Source organism: Isoptericola sp. NPDC056573, assembly GCF_042793335.1.
GTDB lineage: Bacteria > Actinomycetota > Actinomycetes > Actinomycetales > Cellulomonadaceae > Isoptericola.
Genome location: NZ_JBHTUY010000012.1, coordinates 34,067 through 49,454, shown reverse-complemented (window position 1 = coordinate 49,454; position 15,388 = coordinate 34,067). Strand labels below are relative to the sequence as shown.

10 protein-coding genes are annotated in these 15,388 nt (G+C 75.0%); 7 read left to right on the top strand and 3 right to left on the bottom strand.

What is annotated here, in order from left to right; translation table 11 throughout:
* Positions 1 to 65 precede the first annotated feature (65 nt).
* Genes glp through ACFQ8E_RS18590 form a run of 5 tightly spaced genes read left to right on the top strand, consistent with a single transcriptional unit; the run spans position 66 to position 3,869 of the window.
* Positions 66 to 1,373: a gephyrin-like molybdotransferase Glp gene (glp, locus tag ACFQ8E_RS18610; RefSeq protein ID WP_430552057.1), complete on the top strand. Its 1,308-nt coding sequence runs from the start codon at positions 66 to 68 to the stop codon at positions 1,371 to 1,373.
* A 1-nt stretch (position 1,374) separates the two neighbouring features.
* Entirely contained in the window at positions 1,375 to 2,118 is a 744-nt protein-coding gene (locus ACFQ8E_RS18605; protein WP_430552056.1) for a molybdenum cofactor guanylyltransferase, read from the top strand.
* A complete protein-coding gene (locus tag ACFQ8E_RS18600) occupies positions 2,115 to 2,447 on the top strand; it encodes a DUF6457 domain-containing protein (protein WP_430552055.1) in 333 nt (110 codons plus the stop codon). Before ACFQ8E_RS18605 ends, ACFQ8E_RS18600 begins: the two co-directional genes overlap by 4 nt.
* 4 nt (positions 2,448 to 2,451) lie before the next feature.
* Positions 2,452 to 3,561, top strand: coding sequence for a GTP 3',8-cyclase MoaA (moaA, locus tag ACFQ8E_RS18595; protein WP_430552054.1), 1,110 nt, complete (start codon positions 2,452 to 2,454; stop codon positions 3,559 to 3,561).
* A 5-nt stretch (positions 3,562 to 3,566) separates the two neighbouring features.
* The gene (locus tag ACFQ8E_RS18590) at positions 3,567 to 3,869 is read left to right on the top strand and encodes a MoaD/ThiS family protein (RefSeq protein ID WP_430552053.1); all 303 of its coding nucleotides are present in this window, start codon (positions 3,567 to 3,569) and stop codon (positions 3,867 to 3,869) included.
* Between the two features lie 67 nt (positions 3,870 to 3,936).
* Here the strand turns inward: ACFQ8E_RS18590 and ACFQ8E_RS18585 are convergent, their stop codons facing one another.
* The 3 genes from ACFQ8E_RS18585 to ACFQ8E_RS18575 all read right to left on the bottom strand — a co-directional run bounded on the left by ACFQ8E_RS18585 (position 3,937) and on the right by ACFQ8E_RS18575 (position 12,054).
* Positions 3,937 to 10,008 (bottom strand): Ig-like domain-containing protein, encoded by a 6,072-nt coding sequence (locus tag ACFQ8E_RS18585; protein ID WP_430552052.1) that lies wholly within the window; start codon positions 10,006 to 10,008, stop codon positions 3,937 to 3,939.
* A gap of 213 nt (positions 10,009 to 10,221) precedes the next feature.
* Positions 10,222 to 11,235, bottom strand: a complete 1,014-nt coding sequence (locus ACFQ8E_RS18580; RefSeq protein WP_430552051.1) for an electron transfer flavoprotein subunit alpha/FixB family protein — start codon at positions 11,233 to 11,235, stop codon at positions 10,222 to 10,224.
* A gap of 12 nt (positions 11,236 to 11,247) precedes the next feature.
* A complete protein-coding gene (locus tag ACFQ8E_RS18575; RefSeq protein ID WP_430552050.1) occupies positions 11,248 to 12,054 on the bottom strand; it encodes an electron transfer flavoprotein subunit beta/FixA family protein in 807 nt (268 codons plus the stop codon).
* 136 nt (positions 12,055 to 12,190) lie between these two features.
* Between ACFQ8E_RS18575 and ACFQ8E_RS18570 the strand changes: the two genes are divergently transcribed.
* Both ACFQ8E_RS18570 and glgX read left to right on the top strand, forming a co-directional pair.
* Entirely contained in the window at positions 12,191 to 12,985 is a 795-nt protein-coding gene (locus ACFQ8E_RS18570; protein ID WP_430552049.1) for an SDR family NAD(P)-dependent oxidoreductase, read from the top strand.
* Positions 12,986 to 13,053: 68 nt separating this feature from the next.
* Entirely contained in the window at positions 13,054 to 15,342 is a 2,289-nt protein-coding gene (gene glgX / locus ACFQ8E_RS18565) for a glycogen debranching protein GlgX (protein ID WP_430552048.1), read from the top strand.
* Positions 15,343 to 15,388 lie beyond the last annotated feature (46 nt).

The following is a 15,388-nucleotide window of genomic DNA, read 5'->3' as shown; positions in this document are numbered from 1 at the left end:
CGGCACGCGACCTGCCGTGAGGTCCGCGCCGCACAGGCGACACGTCCCCGGCCTAGCGTGGCCCCATGACCACCACGCCGCGGAGCCTGGCGGAGCACGTCGCCGCCGTGCTGGGTCGCGTCGCGCCGCTGCCCGTGCAGGACGTCGGGCTGGCGGACCTCGCCGTCGAGCCGCCCGGTCGCTCGCTCGGCGCGGAGGTCCGCTCCGTCGCGCTCGTGCCGCCGTTCGACGCCGCCGCCATGGACGGTTACGCCGTGCGTCTGTCCGACCTGCCCGCCGACGGCTCCCCCGTGACCCTGCCCGTCGTCGGCGACCTCCGCCCCGGCTCGCCCCCCGATCCTGGGCGCGCTCTCGGGGGACACGGGGCGGTCCGCATCATGACCGGCGCGCCGGTGCCCGGCGGGGCGGATGCCGTCGTGCCGGTGGAGCGCACGTCGACGGGCCGGTTCGTGGCGGGCGGCCCGACGACGGAGCGCGAGGTCACCCTCGCCCGGCAGCCCCGGGCCCACGTGCGGCACCGGGGCGAGGACGTGCGGCCCGGCGACCTGCTCGGCCGGGCGGGCGACGCCGTCACCCCGGCGCTGGTCGCCGTCGCGGCCTCGGGCGGGCTGACCGACCTGCCGGTGCGCCCGCGGCCGCGCGTGGCGGTGCTGTCGACGGGCTCCGAGCTCGTCGCGGCCGGCGACGTGGCGGGCGCGGGCCGCATCCCCGACTCCAACTCGTTGCTGCTGACGGCGCTCGCGCGGGCCGTGGGCGCCGACGTCGTGCGCGTCGGTGCCGTCCCCGACGACGCCGACGCCCTGCGCGCCGCCCTCGACGGCGTCGTGGGCAGCACGCCCGGCGGCTCGGGCACGGTCGACCTGGTCGTCACGACCGGCGGGGTGTCGGCGGGCGCGTCGGACGTCGTACGGGCGGTGCTCGACGCCGACGACGCGCGGCTGACGGACGTCGACGTCGCCGCCGTGGCGCTGCGACCCGGCCGGCCGCAGGCGCTCGCGCGCTGGCGGGGGGTGCCGTGGGTGGCGCTGCCCGGCAACCCGGTGAGCGCGTTCGTGTCGTTCGCGCTGTTCGTCCGTCCCGCGGTCGCCGTCCTCGCGGGCCGCGAGCCCGCGCGGCCGGTGCGGCGCCCCGCCGCCGAGGCGTGGCCGAGCCCGCCGGGTCGCACGCACGTCGTGCCGGTGCGGACGCTGCCCTCGGGCGCGGTCGCGCGGGCCACGGCGCCGGGCGCCGACCACCGCTCGGGCGGCCACGCGACGTCGACCCTGCTCGGTGCCGACGCTCTCGCCCTCGTCCCGCCGGACGTCGAGAAGGTCGAGGCCGGCGACGAGCTCGACGTGCTGCCGCTCGACCTGCCGTTCGGCACCGGGACCTGACGTGGTCCCCGACGAAGCCGCCCCCGCGCGGCACGACCTCCGGTACGACGCCGTGATCCTCGCCGGCGGACGCGCCACGCGCCTCGGCGGCGTGCCCAAGCCGACCGTCGTGCTCGACGGCGCCACGCTGCTCGACCGCGCGCTGGCCGCGGCCCGCGACGCCGACCGCACCGTCGTCGTCGGCCCGGACCCCGCGCTGCCGCCCGGCCGCGAGGTGCTCGTCGCGCGCGAGGACCCGCCGTTCGGCGGCCCCGTCGCCGGGCTCGACGCCGGGCTGCGGGCCCTGGACGCGGCGCCGGGCCCCGGACACGACGGGCCGCCGTGGGTGCTGGTGCTCGCCGTGGACGTGCCGCGGGCGGGCGACGCGGTGCCCGTGCTGCGCGCCGCCGTCGCGGGGCCGGGGAGCACCACGTCCGACGGCGCGTACCTGGTCCGCGCGGGCCGCGCGCAGTGGTTGGTCGGCCTGTACCGGCGCGACGCGCTGCGCCGCGCCCTCGACGTCGTCGCCGGGCCGGGGAACCCCGCCGCGCTCGCCGGCGTGCCGGTGCGCCGCCTGGTCGCGGAGCTGTCCTGCGTCGAGGTGCCCGACGACGTCGGCGCGAGCGCGGACGTCGACACCTGGGACGACCTGCGACGGCTTACGGTAGGACTCCACACAGGAAGCCACACGGTCGTGGCGGCCCGCGCCGGGACGGGACCCGCGACGACCCGACCGCCGACCGACCGCCCGGGAGGACCCCGATGACCGACCAGACTCCCCCCGCCGCCCCCCGCGCCTCGGAACCGGGCTCCAGCGTGCTGGACCGGTGGGTGGACGCCCTCGAGGCGGAGCTCGGGCTGCCCCCGCGCAGCGTGGACGTCGGCGCGGTGCTCGACCTCGCGCGGGACGCCGCGCATCAGGTAGCGCGGCCCGCCGCCCCCGTCACCGCGTACGCGGTCGGCTACGCGGCCGGTCTGGCCGCCGCGCGCGGGGAGTCCTCCGACGCGCTCGACCGCGCGACGTCGTCGGCGCTGTCCTGGCAGGACCCGGGCCCCGGCGCCGAGGCCGTCACCGGGACCGGGGCGGGGAGCTGATCGGATGACGACCGTCTCCCTCGGGATGCCGCGCCTGCCCGGCGCGGGCGTGCCCGACGTGCGGCTGCCCGCGGACCGGCCTGCCACCGGCGGGCTCGTCGACACGTTCGGCCGGGTCGCGACCGACCTGCGCGTCTCGCTCACCGACCGCTGCAACCTGCGCTGCACGTACTGCATGCCGGCCGAGGGCCTGCCGACCCTGCCGAAGGACTCGGTGATGACGCGCGAGGAGATCGTGCGGCTCGTCGGGATCGCGACGCGCGACCTGGGCGTGCGGCAGGTGCGGTTCACCGGCGGGGAGCCGCTGCTGCGCCGCGACCTCGTGGAGATCGTGCGCGACTGCGCCGCCCTCCCCCAGCGCCCGGAGCTGAGCCTCACGACCAACGCCGTCGGGCTGGACTCCCGCGCCGCCGCGCTGCGCGAGGCCGGGCTGGACCGCGTCAACGTCTCCCTCGACACCCTCGACCCGGACACGTTCGCCACGCTCGCCCGGCGCCCGTTCCTCGAGCGCACGCTCGCGGGGATCGACGCCGCGGCGCAGCAGTTCGACCTCGTGAAGATCAACGCGGTGCTGGTGCGCGGGGTCAACCTCGACCACGCCGCCGAGCTGCTGGCCTGGTGCCTGGAGCGCGGCTTCGAGCTGCGGTTCATCGAGCAGATGCCGCTGGACGCCGACCACGCCTGGGACCGCGCGGCGATGGTCACCGCGGCCGAGGTGCGCGACCAGCTCGGCACCCGGTTCGCCCTCGAGGCCGACGAGGAGCCGCGCGACGGCGCCCCCGCGGAGCGGTTCGTCGTGCGCGGCGCCGACGGCGCGCGCCTGGGGCGCGTCGGCATCATCGCGTCGGTGACGGAGCCGTTCTGCGACGACTGCCGCCGCACCCGCCTCACCGCGGAGGGCGGCGTGCGCGATTGCCTGTTCGCGCACACCGAGACCGACCTGCTCGGGCCGCTGCGCGCGGGCGCCGACGACGCCGTGCTCGCCGACCTGTGGCGCGCCGCGATGTGGGCCAAGCAGGCCGGGCACGGCATGAGCGACACGGGCTCCGGCACCGACCTCGACGGCTCGGGGTTCACGCAGCCCGAGCGCACCATGAGCGCCATCGGAGGATGACACGCATGACCCAGGAGACGACGGCGCCGGGCCGGCCGACGGACGCGGCGCCGGGCCTCGAGCAGACGGTGGCGCTGCGCTACTTCGCCGCCGCGCGCGCCGCGCTCGGGCGCTCGGAGGAGACGCTCGCCGTCCCGGCGGGCGCGACCGTCGCCGACGTCGTCGCCCGCCTGGCCGCCGCGACGCCCGCGGCCGCGCCCGTGCTGGAGCGCTGCAGCGTGCTGCTCGACGGTCGCCGGTCCGCGCCGTCCGACGTCGTGCCGGCCGGCGCGAGCCTCGACCTGCTGCCGCCCTTCGCCGGGGGCTGAGCCGGCGCCCTGCGGGGCGCCGGCTCAGACGCCGGGCCAGGGCCCGTTCAGGCCCTGATCACCGCGCCTACTTGGTCCACCACGTCTTCTCGTAGTGCTTGCCGTTGATGACGACCCATACGTTGTGGCCGCCGTACTGCGGCGCGGCGCTGCCGATGAAGCACAGCAGCTCGAGCGAGCCGTTCGCCGGGATGCTCCGGGAGTAGGTCGACGACCCGTAGAACTGGTGCGCGCTGCCGCCGAAGTCCGTCCAGCAGGCGACGCTCTGGCTACCCGTGTCCTGGAAGTCGTGCGTGGTGATCACCAGCTTGGCGCAGGTGCCGTCGTTGCAGTCGCTGTTGCTCACCGAGCTGCCGCGCGACACCACCGCACGCGGGTTCGGCGGGGCGTCCGTGGTGTGGCTCCCGCTCGCCCACGCGCCGCAGCCCGCGGCGTTGCACGCCCGGGCCTGGACCGTGTACGTGGTCGAGTAGGCGGACCCGGTGTCCCACGTGATGGGGAACGACGTCGACGACCCGCTGCCCGTGCCCCAGTTCCGCTGCCACTCGATGCGCTCCACCGCGCGACCGCCGTTGTTGCTCGGCGCCGAGACGGTGAACCGCCCCTGCGTCGGGGACACCTTGGAGGCGGAGATGCCGGGGGTACCGGGCGTCGTGTAGGGCGTCACCGCGCCCGACGACCCCGACCAGTCGGAGCAGGTGTAGGCGTTGCAGGCCTGGACCTGGAACGTGTACTCGGTGCCGTTCGACAGGCCGCCGTAGGTGGTCGACGTGGTGTCCCCGACGTTCTTCGTGCCGGCCCCGCTGGCCCGCACCACGTAGTACCCGCCGGTCCCACGGAACGCGTCCGTGGCGCTCCAGCTCACGTTCGCCTGGCCGCTGGTGTTCGAGCCCAGCGCTGCCGAGACGTTGCCCGGCACGCCCGGCGTGCCGTAGGGCACGACGGCGTTGGACGAGGGGCTGGCCTCGGAGATCGCCGCCTTGTTCTGGGCGCGCACCTGGAAGGTGTACGAGGCGGTCGTCTTGAGCCCCTCCACCGCCTGGGAGAGCGCCGTGCCGGCCTCGATGGTCCGGACCTTCGTCCCGTCCTCGTAGACGTCGAGGTAGTACATCTCGATCGGGGCGCCGTTGGTGTCGGGCTGCTGCCACGACACGGTGGTCTGGCCGCCCAGGGCGGTGTCGACCCGGGTCGCCGACGGCGCGGCGGGCGCGGCCGGCGGGCCGGCCGGGGTCTCCGGCGCGGAGGTGTCGCCCCAGTCGGACGGGTCCGGCGCGGCGTTCACGGCCTGCAGGCGCACCGTGTAGGGGGTGCCGTTGGTCAGGCCCTCCCACACGTACGTGCCGCCCGTGACGCACTGCTGCTGGATCGCGCCGCTCGTGGGGGCGGGGCTGATCTCCAGGTTGACGCACTCGATCGGGGACCGGTCGGTGTACGTCTTGTTCGTCCAGTCGACCGTGAGCTGCTGGTCGCCGAAGGTCAGCGTCGGGGCCGCCGGCGGGTCCGGCTTCTCGTCGGGGCGGGCCATCTCGGACGCCGCCGACGGGTCGGACTCGCCCACGTCGTTCGTCGCGGTGACCGTGAACGTGTACTCCACGTTGTTGGTCAGCCCGTCGAACGTGCAGGTCGTGGTGGTGCACTCCTTGGTCTTGCCGTCGGTGGCGTGCAGCGTGTAGCCGGTGATGGGTGCGCCGTTGTCGTTCGGCTGCTCCCAGCTCAGCACCACCGTGCCGGACCGCACCTCCTCGACCGTCGGCGCCGACGGGGGCTCCGGCCGGCCCAGCACCGTCACGGACACCGTGCCGTCCACCTGGCGGTCCGGGTCCTGCGTGACGTCCTCGACCGTGTAGCGCGCGGTGAGCACGCCGTGGAAGTCGGCGTCCGGGGTGATCGTCACGAGCGAGCCGTCGAACGCGACGTCGCCGGAGCCGGTCTCGCCCACGGCACCCACCACGGTCAGGTCCTCGCCCGGGAACGGGTTGGTGTCGTTCTCCAGCACCGGGACCGTCACCGGCTGCCCCTGGTGGGCGTCGGGCACCTTGTCCGGCGTCGTCTGCACGAGCGGGCGCGTGGAACCCACGACGGTCACCTTCAGCGTGCCGGCGACCGGCGGGTTCTTGCCGTCGGACACGGTGAACGCGACGTCCGCGGCGGTGCCCTTCGGCACCGACGGCTCGACCTGCGCGGTCACGGTGCCGCCCGACACGGACGTCGAGATGCCCTCGGCGCCCTCGACGTCGAAGGTCAGCTCGTCCTTGTCGGGGTCCTGGGCGTACCGCGACAGGTCGACGACGTTCTCCTCGCCCGCAGCCACCTGGAGCGTCGGCGAACCGACCACCTCCGGCGGCTGGTTCTTGGACGGCACGACGTCGATCGGGACCGTGAGGACGGCCGTCAGCCCCTCCTCGTCGTCGGGCCCCTTGCCGTCGGTCACCTCGAAGCTCACCGACGCGCCGCCGGCGAAGTCCTCGGCGGAGGTGAACTCGATGGTGTCGCGGTCCTGGACCTCGGCCGCGCCGCCGGTGGCCTTGACGGTCTTCTCCTCGGTGACGCGCGGGGTGCGGTTCTCCCGCACCACGACGAGGTCGCCCAGCTCGACCGGCAGCGGCTCGCCGCTGACGGCCTGGAGCGGGGTCGAGCCCGGCTTGAGGTAGGGACGCGACTGGTCGCCCGGCACGCGCACGAACGCCTTGGCCTGCAGCCCGTCCACGTCGGTGACCGTGTAGGTGACGACCTGCGCGCTCGCACCCACCGCGACCTGGATCGTGCCGTCCTCGCCGACCGTGACGCCCTCGGACGTCTGGTCCACCGACACCTCGAGGTCGGACGCCACGCCGTCGGGGTCGACGTCGTTGGCGAGCACGTCCACGGTCACCGTGGACGTGTCGCGGATCTGGTCGGCCGTGACGACGTCGTCGTGCGCGACCGGCCGGAGCAGCGGCGCCTCGGCGTCTACGGTCACGGTGATCGCGCCGGTCGCGCGCGCCTTGAACGCGTCCTGGACCGTGTAGTAGAAGGAGTACGCCCCGTCCTTGTCGGGCGCCGTGAGCACGACCTCGTCCTCCACGACCTCGGGCTCGACGCCCTCGGGCATGCCGCTGAAGCCGTCCTTGACCAGGCCGATCTCGTCGCCGTCGGGGTCGTTGTCGTTCTCCAGCGCGCGCACGGCCACCGTGCGCCCGGGCCGCACGGTGCTCTCGTCGTCGACGACCTGCGGCGCCTGGTTGGTCTCCGGGGGCACCGCGATGCCCACCCGGACGACGCCGCGGCCCACGGCGCCGCGCGTGTCGATCACCTCGTAGGCGAACGAGTCGAAGCCCGCCGCGCCCTGCTCCGCCGTGTAGTCCACGAAGCCGTCGACGATCGTCGCCGTGCCCTGGCTCGGCGCGTCCGCGATGGCGCTGAGGGTGACCTGGTCGCCGTCGGGGTCGGTGCCGTCGAGGGCGAGCGGGATGCGCACCGTCTTGCCGCTGAGCACCCGCGTCTCGGTGTCGGGCACCTGGGGTGCCGCGTTCTCCTCGTCGTCCTTGATCGTGATGGTGACCTGCGCGGAGTCCTTCTGACCGTTGCTGTCCCGCACCTCGTAGACGAGGTGGGCGGTCCCCGCGTCGGCGCCGGCCCGGAAGCGCACCGTGTCCTCGGAGACGAACGCCTCGCCGAGCTCCGCCTCGGGCTCCTCCTGCAGCTCGTCGTTGAGGACGATCTCGAGGCCGTCGGGGTGCGAGTCGTTCTTCAGCACCGGGATCGTCACGACGTCGCCCGCGTGCACCAGCGCCTTGTCCGCGCCGGCCTCCGGGGGACGCAGCCGGTCGGGTGCGGGGATCGGCACGACGCGCACCTGGCCGGTGGCGGAGCCGGTGCCGTTCGCGACCGTGTACTCGAAGGTCACCGGCTCGCTGAGGCGGCGCTTCTCCGTGACCTTGAGGATCTCGTGGTTGAGCACCGCCACGTCGACGGGCGAGTCGTCCGGCACGGTGACCGACTGCACGACGAGCACGCCGCCCGCCGGGTCGGTGTCGTTCGCCAGCACGTCGAGCAGCGCGGAGCCGTCCGACGGCAGCAGCACCTGGTCGGAGACCACGACCGGCGGGGCCGCGTCCTCCGGCGGCGCGACGACGTCCACGCGGACCAGGCCGAGGGCCACGTTGGGGCCGTCGCTCACCTGGTAGGTGATGTCGAAGGAGCCCGGCTCCTGCCCCTGGACGGAGAACACCCCGGCGGACAGGTTGTTCGTGACCTTGAGGCCCTTCTGCTCCGTGACGTGCACGAGGCGCAGCTCGTCCCCGTTCGGGTCGGAGTCGTTGGCCAGCGGCTCGATCGTCATCGGCTGGCCGGCGAGCACCGTGACGTGGTCCTGCACCGCGACCGGCGGCTCGTTCGTGGCCAGCACGTCGACGAGCAGCCGGCCCTCGACCGGCTCGCCGTAGGAGTCGGAGACCGTGACGTCGACGATCTTGCGGCCGGTGGCCGCCCCGCCGTCGCGGAACTCGACGGTCCCGTCCGGACGGAACCGGACCTCGTCGTTCGGGTCGTTCGTCCCCGCGTGGGACAGGAAGAGGTCGTCGCCGTCCGGGTCCTTGAAGTAGGGCAGCACCTTGATGTCGGCGGTGCCGCCCTGGCCGACCCGCAGCACCGGCTCGCCCGACTGCGTCGGCGGGTCGTTCTCGGACTCCGGCACCACCGAGACCGTGACCTTCGCCGTGTCCGTGCCGCCCTCCCGGCCGTCGTCGACCTGGTAGGTGAACGTCGTGCTCCCGCTCGCGTCCGCGGGCACGTCGGCCTGCAGCGCGGCGCCGTCCAGCACCCGGTCCACGGCGATGTCCCCCTCGGGCTCGCCGTCGACCGACGCCGTCATCACGTCGCCGTCGGGGTCGACGTCGTTGCCCAGCACGTTGAGCACCGTGGTTCCCCCGGCGCGGACCCCGAAGCGGTCGTCCTTCGCCTGCGGCGGCCGGTTCTTCTTGTCCCGGTCGGCGACGAACTGGTCGACCTGCTCCGGCGTCGTCTCCTCGGACTCGGTCTTCTCGCCCTCGTCGTTCTCCGGGATGGTCAGGTCCCAGTCGTCGACCTTCTGGAACTCGTCCGCCGCCATCCACAGCGTTCCGTTGACGACGTCGTTGAGCACGATGACGTCGCGGTTCACGCGGTAGACGAGGTGGGTGTCGGTGCCGACGCCCTCGAGCACGGTGTCCTCGTCGGCGTCCGTGCCGGGGCAGTCGCGCACCACCTGGCCCGAGACGGACCAGGCGCCGTAGACGCACTCGCCCAGCTGGACCGGGCGGGAGGGCGTGCCGTTCGCGGTGCGCTTCACGGCGGCCTTGCCGTCCAGCGGCTGCGAGACCAGGCCGCGGGACGTGGCCAGGACGACGACGTCGGAGTCGGCCGACGGCTGCTGCAGCTGCGCGGCCGCGCCGCCGTCGATCTCCACCGCGTCACCGCCCGGCAGCACGACCTTGCCCGTCGACCGGTCCAGCACGACGGCGGCGTCGCCCACCGTGGTCACCTGCACCTCGGCGTCCTTCGAGACCGACAGCCGCTCCTCCGTGGTGGACTCCGCCGTGCCCCGGGGGCCCGTCTCGACGGTGTAGACGGTGCCCACGCCGGGGGCCGCGACGACGACCGTGCCACCGGTGCTCACCTCGACCTGGGCGCCCGCGCCCACGTCCTCGAGCTCAGGCTCCGTCTCCTCGGCGTCGAACGCCATCGCGCCGTCGAACGGCACGACCCAGACCCGCCCCGTCTCCCCGTCGAGCACCGCCGCGGTGTTGCCGCCGGTCGCGACCTCGGACCCGGCGGGCAGCTTGAGCGTGCTCCGCAGGGCGAGCTGCGCGGGGTCGACCGGGCTCGCGGAGGAGTCGACGGAGCTCTCGAGCAGCACGTGCTGCGCGTCCTGCTCGACGTCGAAGCTCACCGAGTTGGCGAGGAGCGTGCCGTCGAGGGCCCGGGCCTGGTAGTTGAACCGGCCGAGGGTGCCCGTGGACGTCTGCGTGACCCACACGCCCGAGTCGTTGAGGTCGACGTCCACCGTCGCCTCGCCGTCGTACCAGAGCGCGAAGCCGGTCAGGCCCGCGCCGAACAGGGCGACGACGCCTGCGGACGCGATGGAGCGGCGGTTCTCCAGGACGCGCGAGACGAAGCTCATGCCTTACCCCTCGGCCCCCTGACCAGGTGCGACAGCCCGCGCGCCACCTGGCGACGTGGACGGAGGCACGGCGTGACCCATCTGGGGGCGGTGATGGGGAACAGCACGATGCTTTCCTCGCCGGAGCATACCGACTCGGACCGGCGCGAGGCTGCCCGGACCGATGGGCAGTACTCCCCATCGGCGCGACGGGTCGGGCGAGGGCGGGCTGCCTCAGCCGTCCCGGCGGGCGCGGAGGGCGGCGGCGGCCTGTGGCAGCACGTCCGCGAGGTCGCCGACGACGGCGAAGTCGCAGATCTCGAAGATCGGTGCCTCCGGGTCGGAGTTGACGGCCACGATCACCTGCGCCGCCTGCATCCCGCCGCGGTGGTGCGGGGCGCCGGAGATGCCCGCGCCCACGTACAGGCGCGGGGCGATGGTGACGCCGGTCTGGCCGATGTAGCGGTCGAACCAGCCCTCGAAGACGGCGTCGCGCGACGCGCCGATCGCGGCGCCGACGGCGTCGGCGAACTCCTCGACGGGGCCGAAGTCGCCACCGGTGCCGCGGCCGCCGGCCACGACGACGGCCGCCTCCTCGAGAGTCGGGCGGCCGGGCGCACGCTCCTTGACCTCGCGGGACGTGACGACCACCCCGGCCGTGCCGGCCTGCGCCACGGGCAGCGCGTCGATCTCGGTCGCCACGGCCGCGTCGGCCGGCTCCGGCACGACGGCGTTGGCCCGCACCGTGAGCACGGCGACGTCGGCGGTCACCACGCACCGGGTGTCCCAGGCACCGGCGAAGACCCGCTTGCCGGCCACGATCCGGCCGTCGGCGTCCTCCCCCACGGCGGCGGCGTCGATGACCAGCCCGGCGCCGAGCGCGTGGGCGGCCAGCGCGGCCGCCTCCTTCGCGCCGAACGTGGCGGGCGCCAGGACGACGTCCGCGTCGGTGCGCCGCACGGCGGCGGCGAGCGTCGCCGCGACGACGGAGGGCAGGTGGCGGGCGCCGTCGCCCCCGGCGGCGGCGAGCACGTCGGTGGGCACCTCGGCCTGGTGCACGGTCTCGACGCCGTACGCCCCGAGCTGGGCGAGCGCCTCGACGGTCGGCGCCTCGAGCGTGACGGCCTCGACGCGACCGAGGCCGCGCGCGATGGTGAGCAGCTCGAGCGCGCCGGAGCGCACCTCGGTGGCCGGGTCCAGCAGGACGAGGACGGTGCGGTTGCGGGTGGGCTCGGTCGATGTCGTCACGGTCGCGTCCTCTCAGACCAGCTCGTTGCGGATGAGGTACTCGGCCAGCGCGGTGCCGCCCTCGCCCTTGTCGACCACCAGCTCGACCTCGGGACGGGCGGGGCGCGGGGTGGCGGAGACCGCCTCGGTGCGTGCCCCGGCCGTGCCGACGGCGGCGGGGTCGAGGCCGAGGTCGGCGGCCGACCATGCCTCGATCTGCTTGGTGCGCGCCGCCATGATCAGCTTGAAGTTCGGCATGCGCGGCGTGTTCGCGGTGTCCGCGACGGACAGGACCGCCGGCAGCGGCGCGGCGAGCGTCTCGGTGGCCTCGTCGGTCTCGCGCGTGACGGTGAGCGTGCCGTCGGCGACGGCGATCTTCTTCGCCAGCGTGAGGGCCGGGCGGCCGAGCTCGGCCGCGACGAGCGCCGGGACCACCGAGCCGAGGCCGTCGAGCGCCGCCATCCCGGTGATCACGAGGTCGACGGGCGCGCCGTCGGCCTCGAGCCTCCGCACGCCGGCCGCGAGCGCCGCGGCGGTGCCGAAGTAGTCCGAGCCGGCCAGGGCGTCGTCGGTGACGCGGACCGCGCGGTCCACGCCCATCTGGAACGACTTGCGCAGCGCGACGTCGCCGTCGGCGGGCGCGACCGTGAGGGCGACGACCTCGCTGGCCGCGCGCTCGTCCTCGGGCAGGGCGTCGAGGATCCGCAGCGCCGCCTCGAGGGCGTTCTCGTCCAGCTCGTTGAGGGTGCCGACGCCCGGGTCGCGGTCCACGCGACAGTCCACGAAGCGTCGGTCCGCGTTGATGTCCGGCACGTACTTCACGGCGACGACGATGCGCACGGGCGCGACCTCCAGCTCACGGTGGTGACGGCGGCCGCACGCGCTGCGGCCGACGGTGCCGAGCCTACCCGCGGCCCTCCCGGGTCCGACCCTGTGTCCAGGGGCGGACGGGTGTGACGCGGCCTACGGTCGGGGGATGCGGATCGACCTCGCCGGCAGGACGGCGCTCGTGACCGGATCGACGCAGGGCATCGGCCTCGCCATCGCGCGCGGGCTCGCGTCCGCGGGGGCGCGCGTCGGGATCAACGGCCGCTCGGAGGAGTCCGTGGGCCGCGCGCTCGACGAGCTTGCCCGGGACGTCGAGGGCTTCGAGGGGGTGGCGGTGGTGGCCGACGTCGCCACCGACGACGGGTTCGCCGCCGCCGTCGACGCGCTGCCCGACGTGGACGTGCTGGTCAACAACCTCGGCATCTTCGAGTCCCGTCCCGCGCTGGAGATCACCGACGCGGAGTGGCGGCGCTACTTCGAGGTGAACGTGCTGGCCGCTATCCGCCTGATCCGCCACCACCTGCCCCGCATGACCGCTCGCGGGTGGGGCCGGGTGCTCGACATCGCGAGCGACTCCGCCGTCGTCATCCCGGCGGAGATGATCCACTACGGCGCGTCCAAGACGGCGCTGCTCGCGGTCTCGCGCGGCTTCGCCAAGGAGGCGGCCGGTTCCGGCGTCACGGTGAACTCCGTCATCGCCGGCCCGACGCACACCGGCGGCGTGGAGGACTTCGTCCACCAGCTGGTGGACCGTGACCTGCCGTGGGACGAGGCGCAGCGCGAGTTCATGGTGCGGTACCGGCCGCAGTCGCTGCTGCAGCGCCTCATCGAGCCCGAGGAGATCGCGAACCTGGTGGCCTACCTCGCCTCGCCGCTCGCGTCCGCCACCACCGGAGGCGCCGTCCGCGTCGACGGCGGCTACGTCGACTCGATCCTCCCCTGAGACCCGATCCGCACCCTCCCCCACCTGCGCCCGCGCGCCTGTCGGCGACCCCGGGCACCATGTCCCCCATGGAGTCGCGACCCAAGGTCACGCCGCTGACGCGCCCGACGGCGCGCCGCAGCCACGTCCCCCCGCTCGGGGTGCACCCGACACCGGACGGCGGGATCGACGTCGCCGTCGCCGCGGCGCACGCGGACGCGGTGGAGCTCTGCCTGATCGACGTCGTCGAGCCGCACCGCGACGCGCACGACCCGGCGCGGTACGCGGAGCGGAGGATCCCGCTCGACGGGCCGGTGTACGGCGTGTGGCACGCCCACGTGCCCCACGTGCGGCCCGGCCAGCGGTACGGCTTCCGGACGCACGGCGCGTGGGACCCGGAGGCGGGGCACCGGCACAACCCGGCCAAGCTGCTCGTCGACCCGTACGCCCGGGGGCTGGCGGGCGACCTCACCTACGGCCCGGAGACGCGGGGAGCGGTGAGCGCGCCGCTCGACCCGGACGACCCCGACTCCCCGGAGGGCCGCTCGTGGGTGGCCGAGCGGTACGGCGCCCCGGACGACCGCGACTCGCTCGCCTTCGTGCCGCACTCGGTCGTCGTGGCGTCGCACCCCGGGCCGCCGCCGCTCAGCCGCCCGCGCGTGCCGTGGGCGGACACCGTCGTCTACGAGGCGCATGTCAGGGGCCTCACGGCGACCCACCCGGACGTGCCGCCGGAGCTGCGCGGCACGTACGCGGGGGCCGCGCACCCGGCGACGATCGCGCACCTGACGAGCCTGGGCGTCACCACGCTCGAGCTGCTGCCGATCCACGCGTTCGCCAGCGAGCCGCACCTCGTGGCCCGCGGCCTCACGAACTACTGGGGCTACCAGACGCTGGGGTTCTTCGCCCCGCACGCGGCGTACGCGACGCGCGCGGCGCGCGAGGCGGGCCCGGCGGCCGTGCTCGACGAGGTCCGCGGCATGGTGCACCTGCTGCACGACGCGGGCATCGAGGTGCTGCTCGACGTCGTCTACAACCACACCTGCGAGGGCGGCGACGACGCGCTGCACGTGGCCTGGCGCGGCCTCGACAACGCGGGCTACTACCTGCACGACGGCGCGTCGCCGGCCGCGCTGGCCGACGTCACCGGCACGGGGAACTCGCTCGACTTCCGCCGCCCGCGGGTGGTGCAGCTCGCCCTGGACTCGCTGCGCTACTGGGCCGAGGTGGTGGGCGTGGACGGGTTCCGCTTCGACCTGGCGGTGACGCTGGGCCGGGGCCAGCACGGCTTCTCCCCCGACCACCCGTTCCTCGTGGCGCTGCAGACCGACCCCGTGCTGAACAACCTCAAGCTGGTCGCGGAGCCGTGGGACGTCGGGCCGGGAGGTTGGCAGACCGGCAACTTCCCGCCGCCCATGGCCGAGTGGAACGACCGCTTCCGCGACGCCGCGCGCGGGTTCTGGCTCGATGCCGCGCGCGAGGGCTCGCACGGCCGGCCCATGCACGGCCTGCGCGAGCTCACCACCCGCCTCGCGGGCTCGGCCGACCTGTTCGGGCACTCCGACCCGCCGCTGGTGCGCGGGCCGGTGGCGTCCGTCAACTACGTGACCGCCCACGACGGGTTCACCCTCGCCGACCTGGTCGCCTACGACCACAAGCACAACGAGGCCAACGGCGAGGAGAACCGCGACGGCTCGGACCACAACCTGTCGTGGAACCACGGCGTCGAGGGGCACGCGCCCGGCGCCGAGGACGGGGAGGGGGCGGGCGACACGGGCACCGAGCCCTGGTCCGCCGTCGTGCCGCTGCGGCGGCGCTCGCAGCGCAACCTGCTCGCGACGCTGCTGCTGTCCGCGGGCACGCCCATGCTCACCGCCGGCGACGAGCTCGGCCGCACCCAGCGCGGCAACAACAACGCGTACGCCCAGGACAACCCGATCTCGTGGGTCGGCTGGGACCTCGAGGACGCCGCCCGCGACCTCCTGGACACCACGCGCTTCCTCCTGGCGCTGCGCGCCGAGCACCCCGCGCTGCGGGCCGACTCGTTCTTCCTCGGCTCGCCCCGCCCCGGCGAGGACGAGACCGACCTGCTGTGGTTCGCCGTCGACGGCGCTCCCATGGACCGCGACGCCTGGGCGGTCGCGGGGCGCCGCGTCGTGCAGATGCTGCGGCCCGGGCCGGACGACGGCGACGCGGCCGTGCTGCTCGTGCTCAACGGCGGGCTCGACGACGTCGACGTCACCCTTCCCGCCACGCCCGGCGGCGGGGCGTGGGAGCGGGTCTGGAGCTCGGCGTGGGACCGTCCCGAGGCCCCCGACGACGAGGCCGAGGACGCCGTGCTCGAGTCGCTGAGCGTGCAGGTCTTCCTCGGGCGGTGAAGCCGCCGTCCGCGGACCGTTCTCCCCGAGCCGCTCCTCTGCCAGA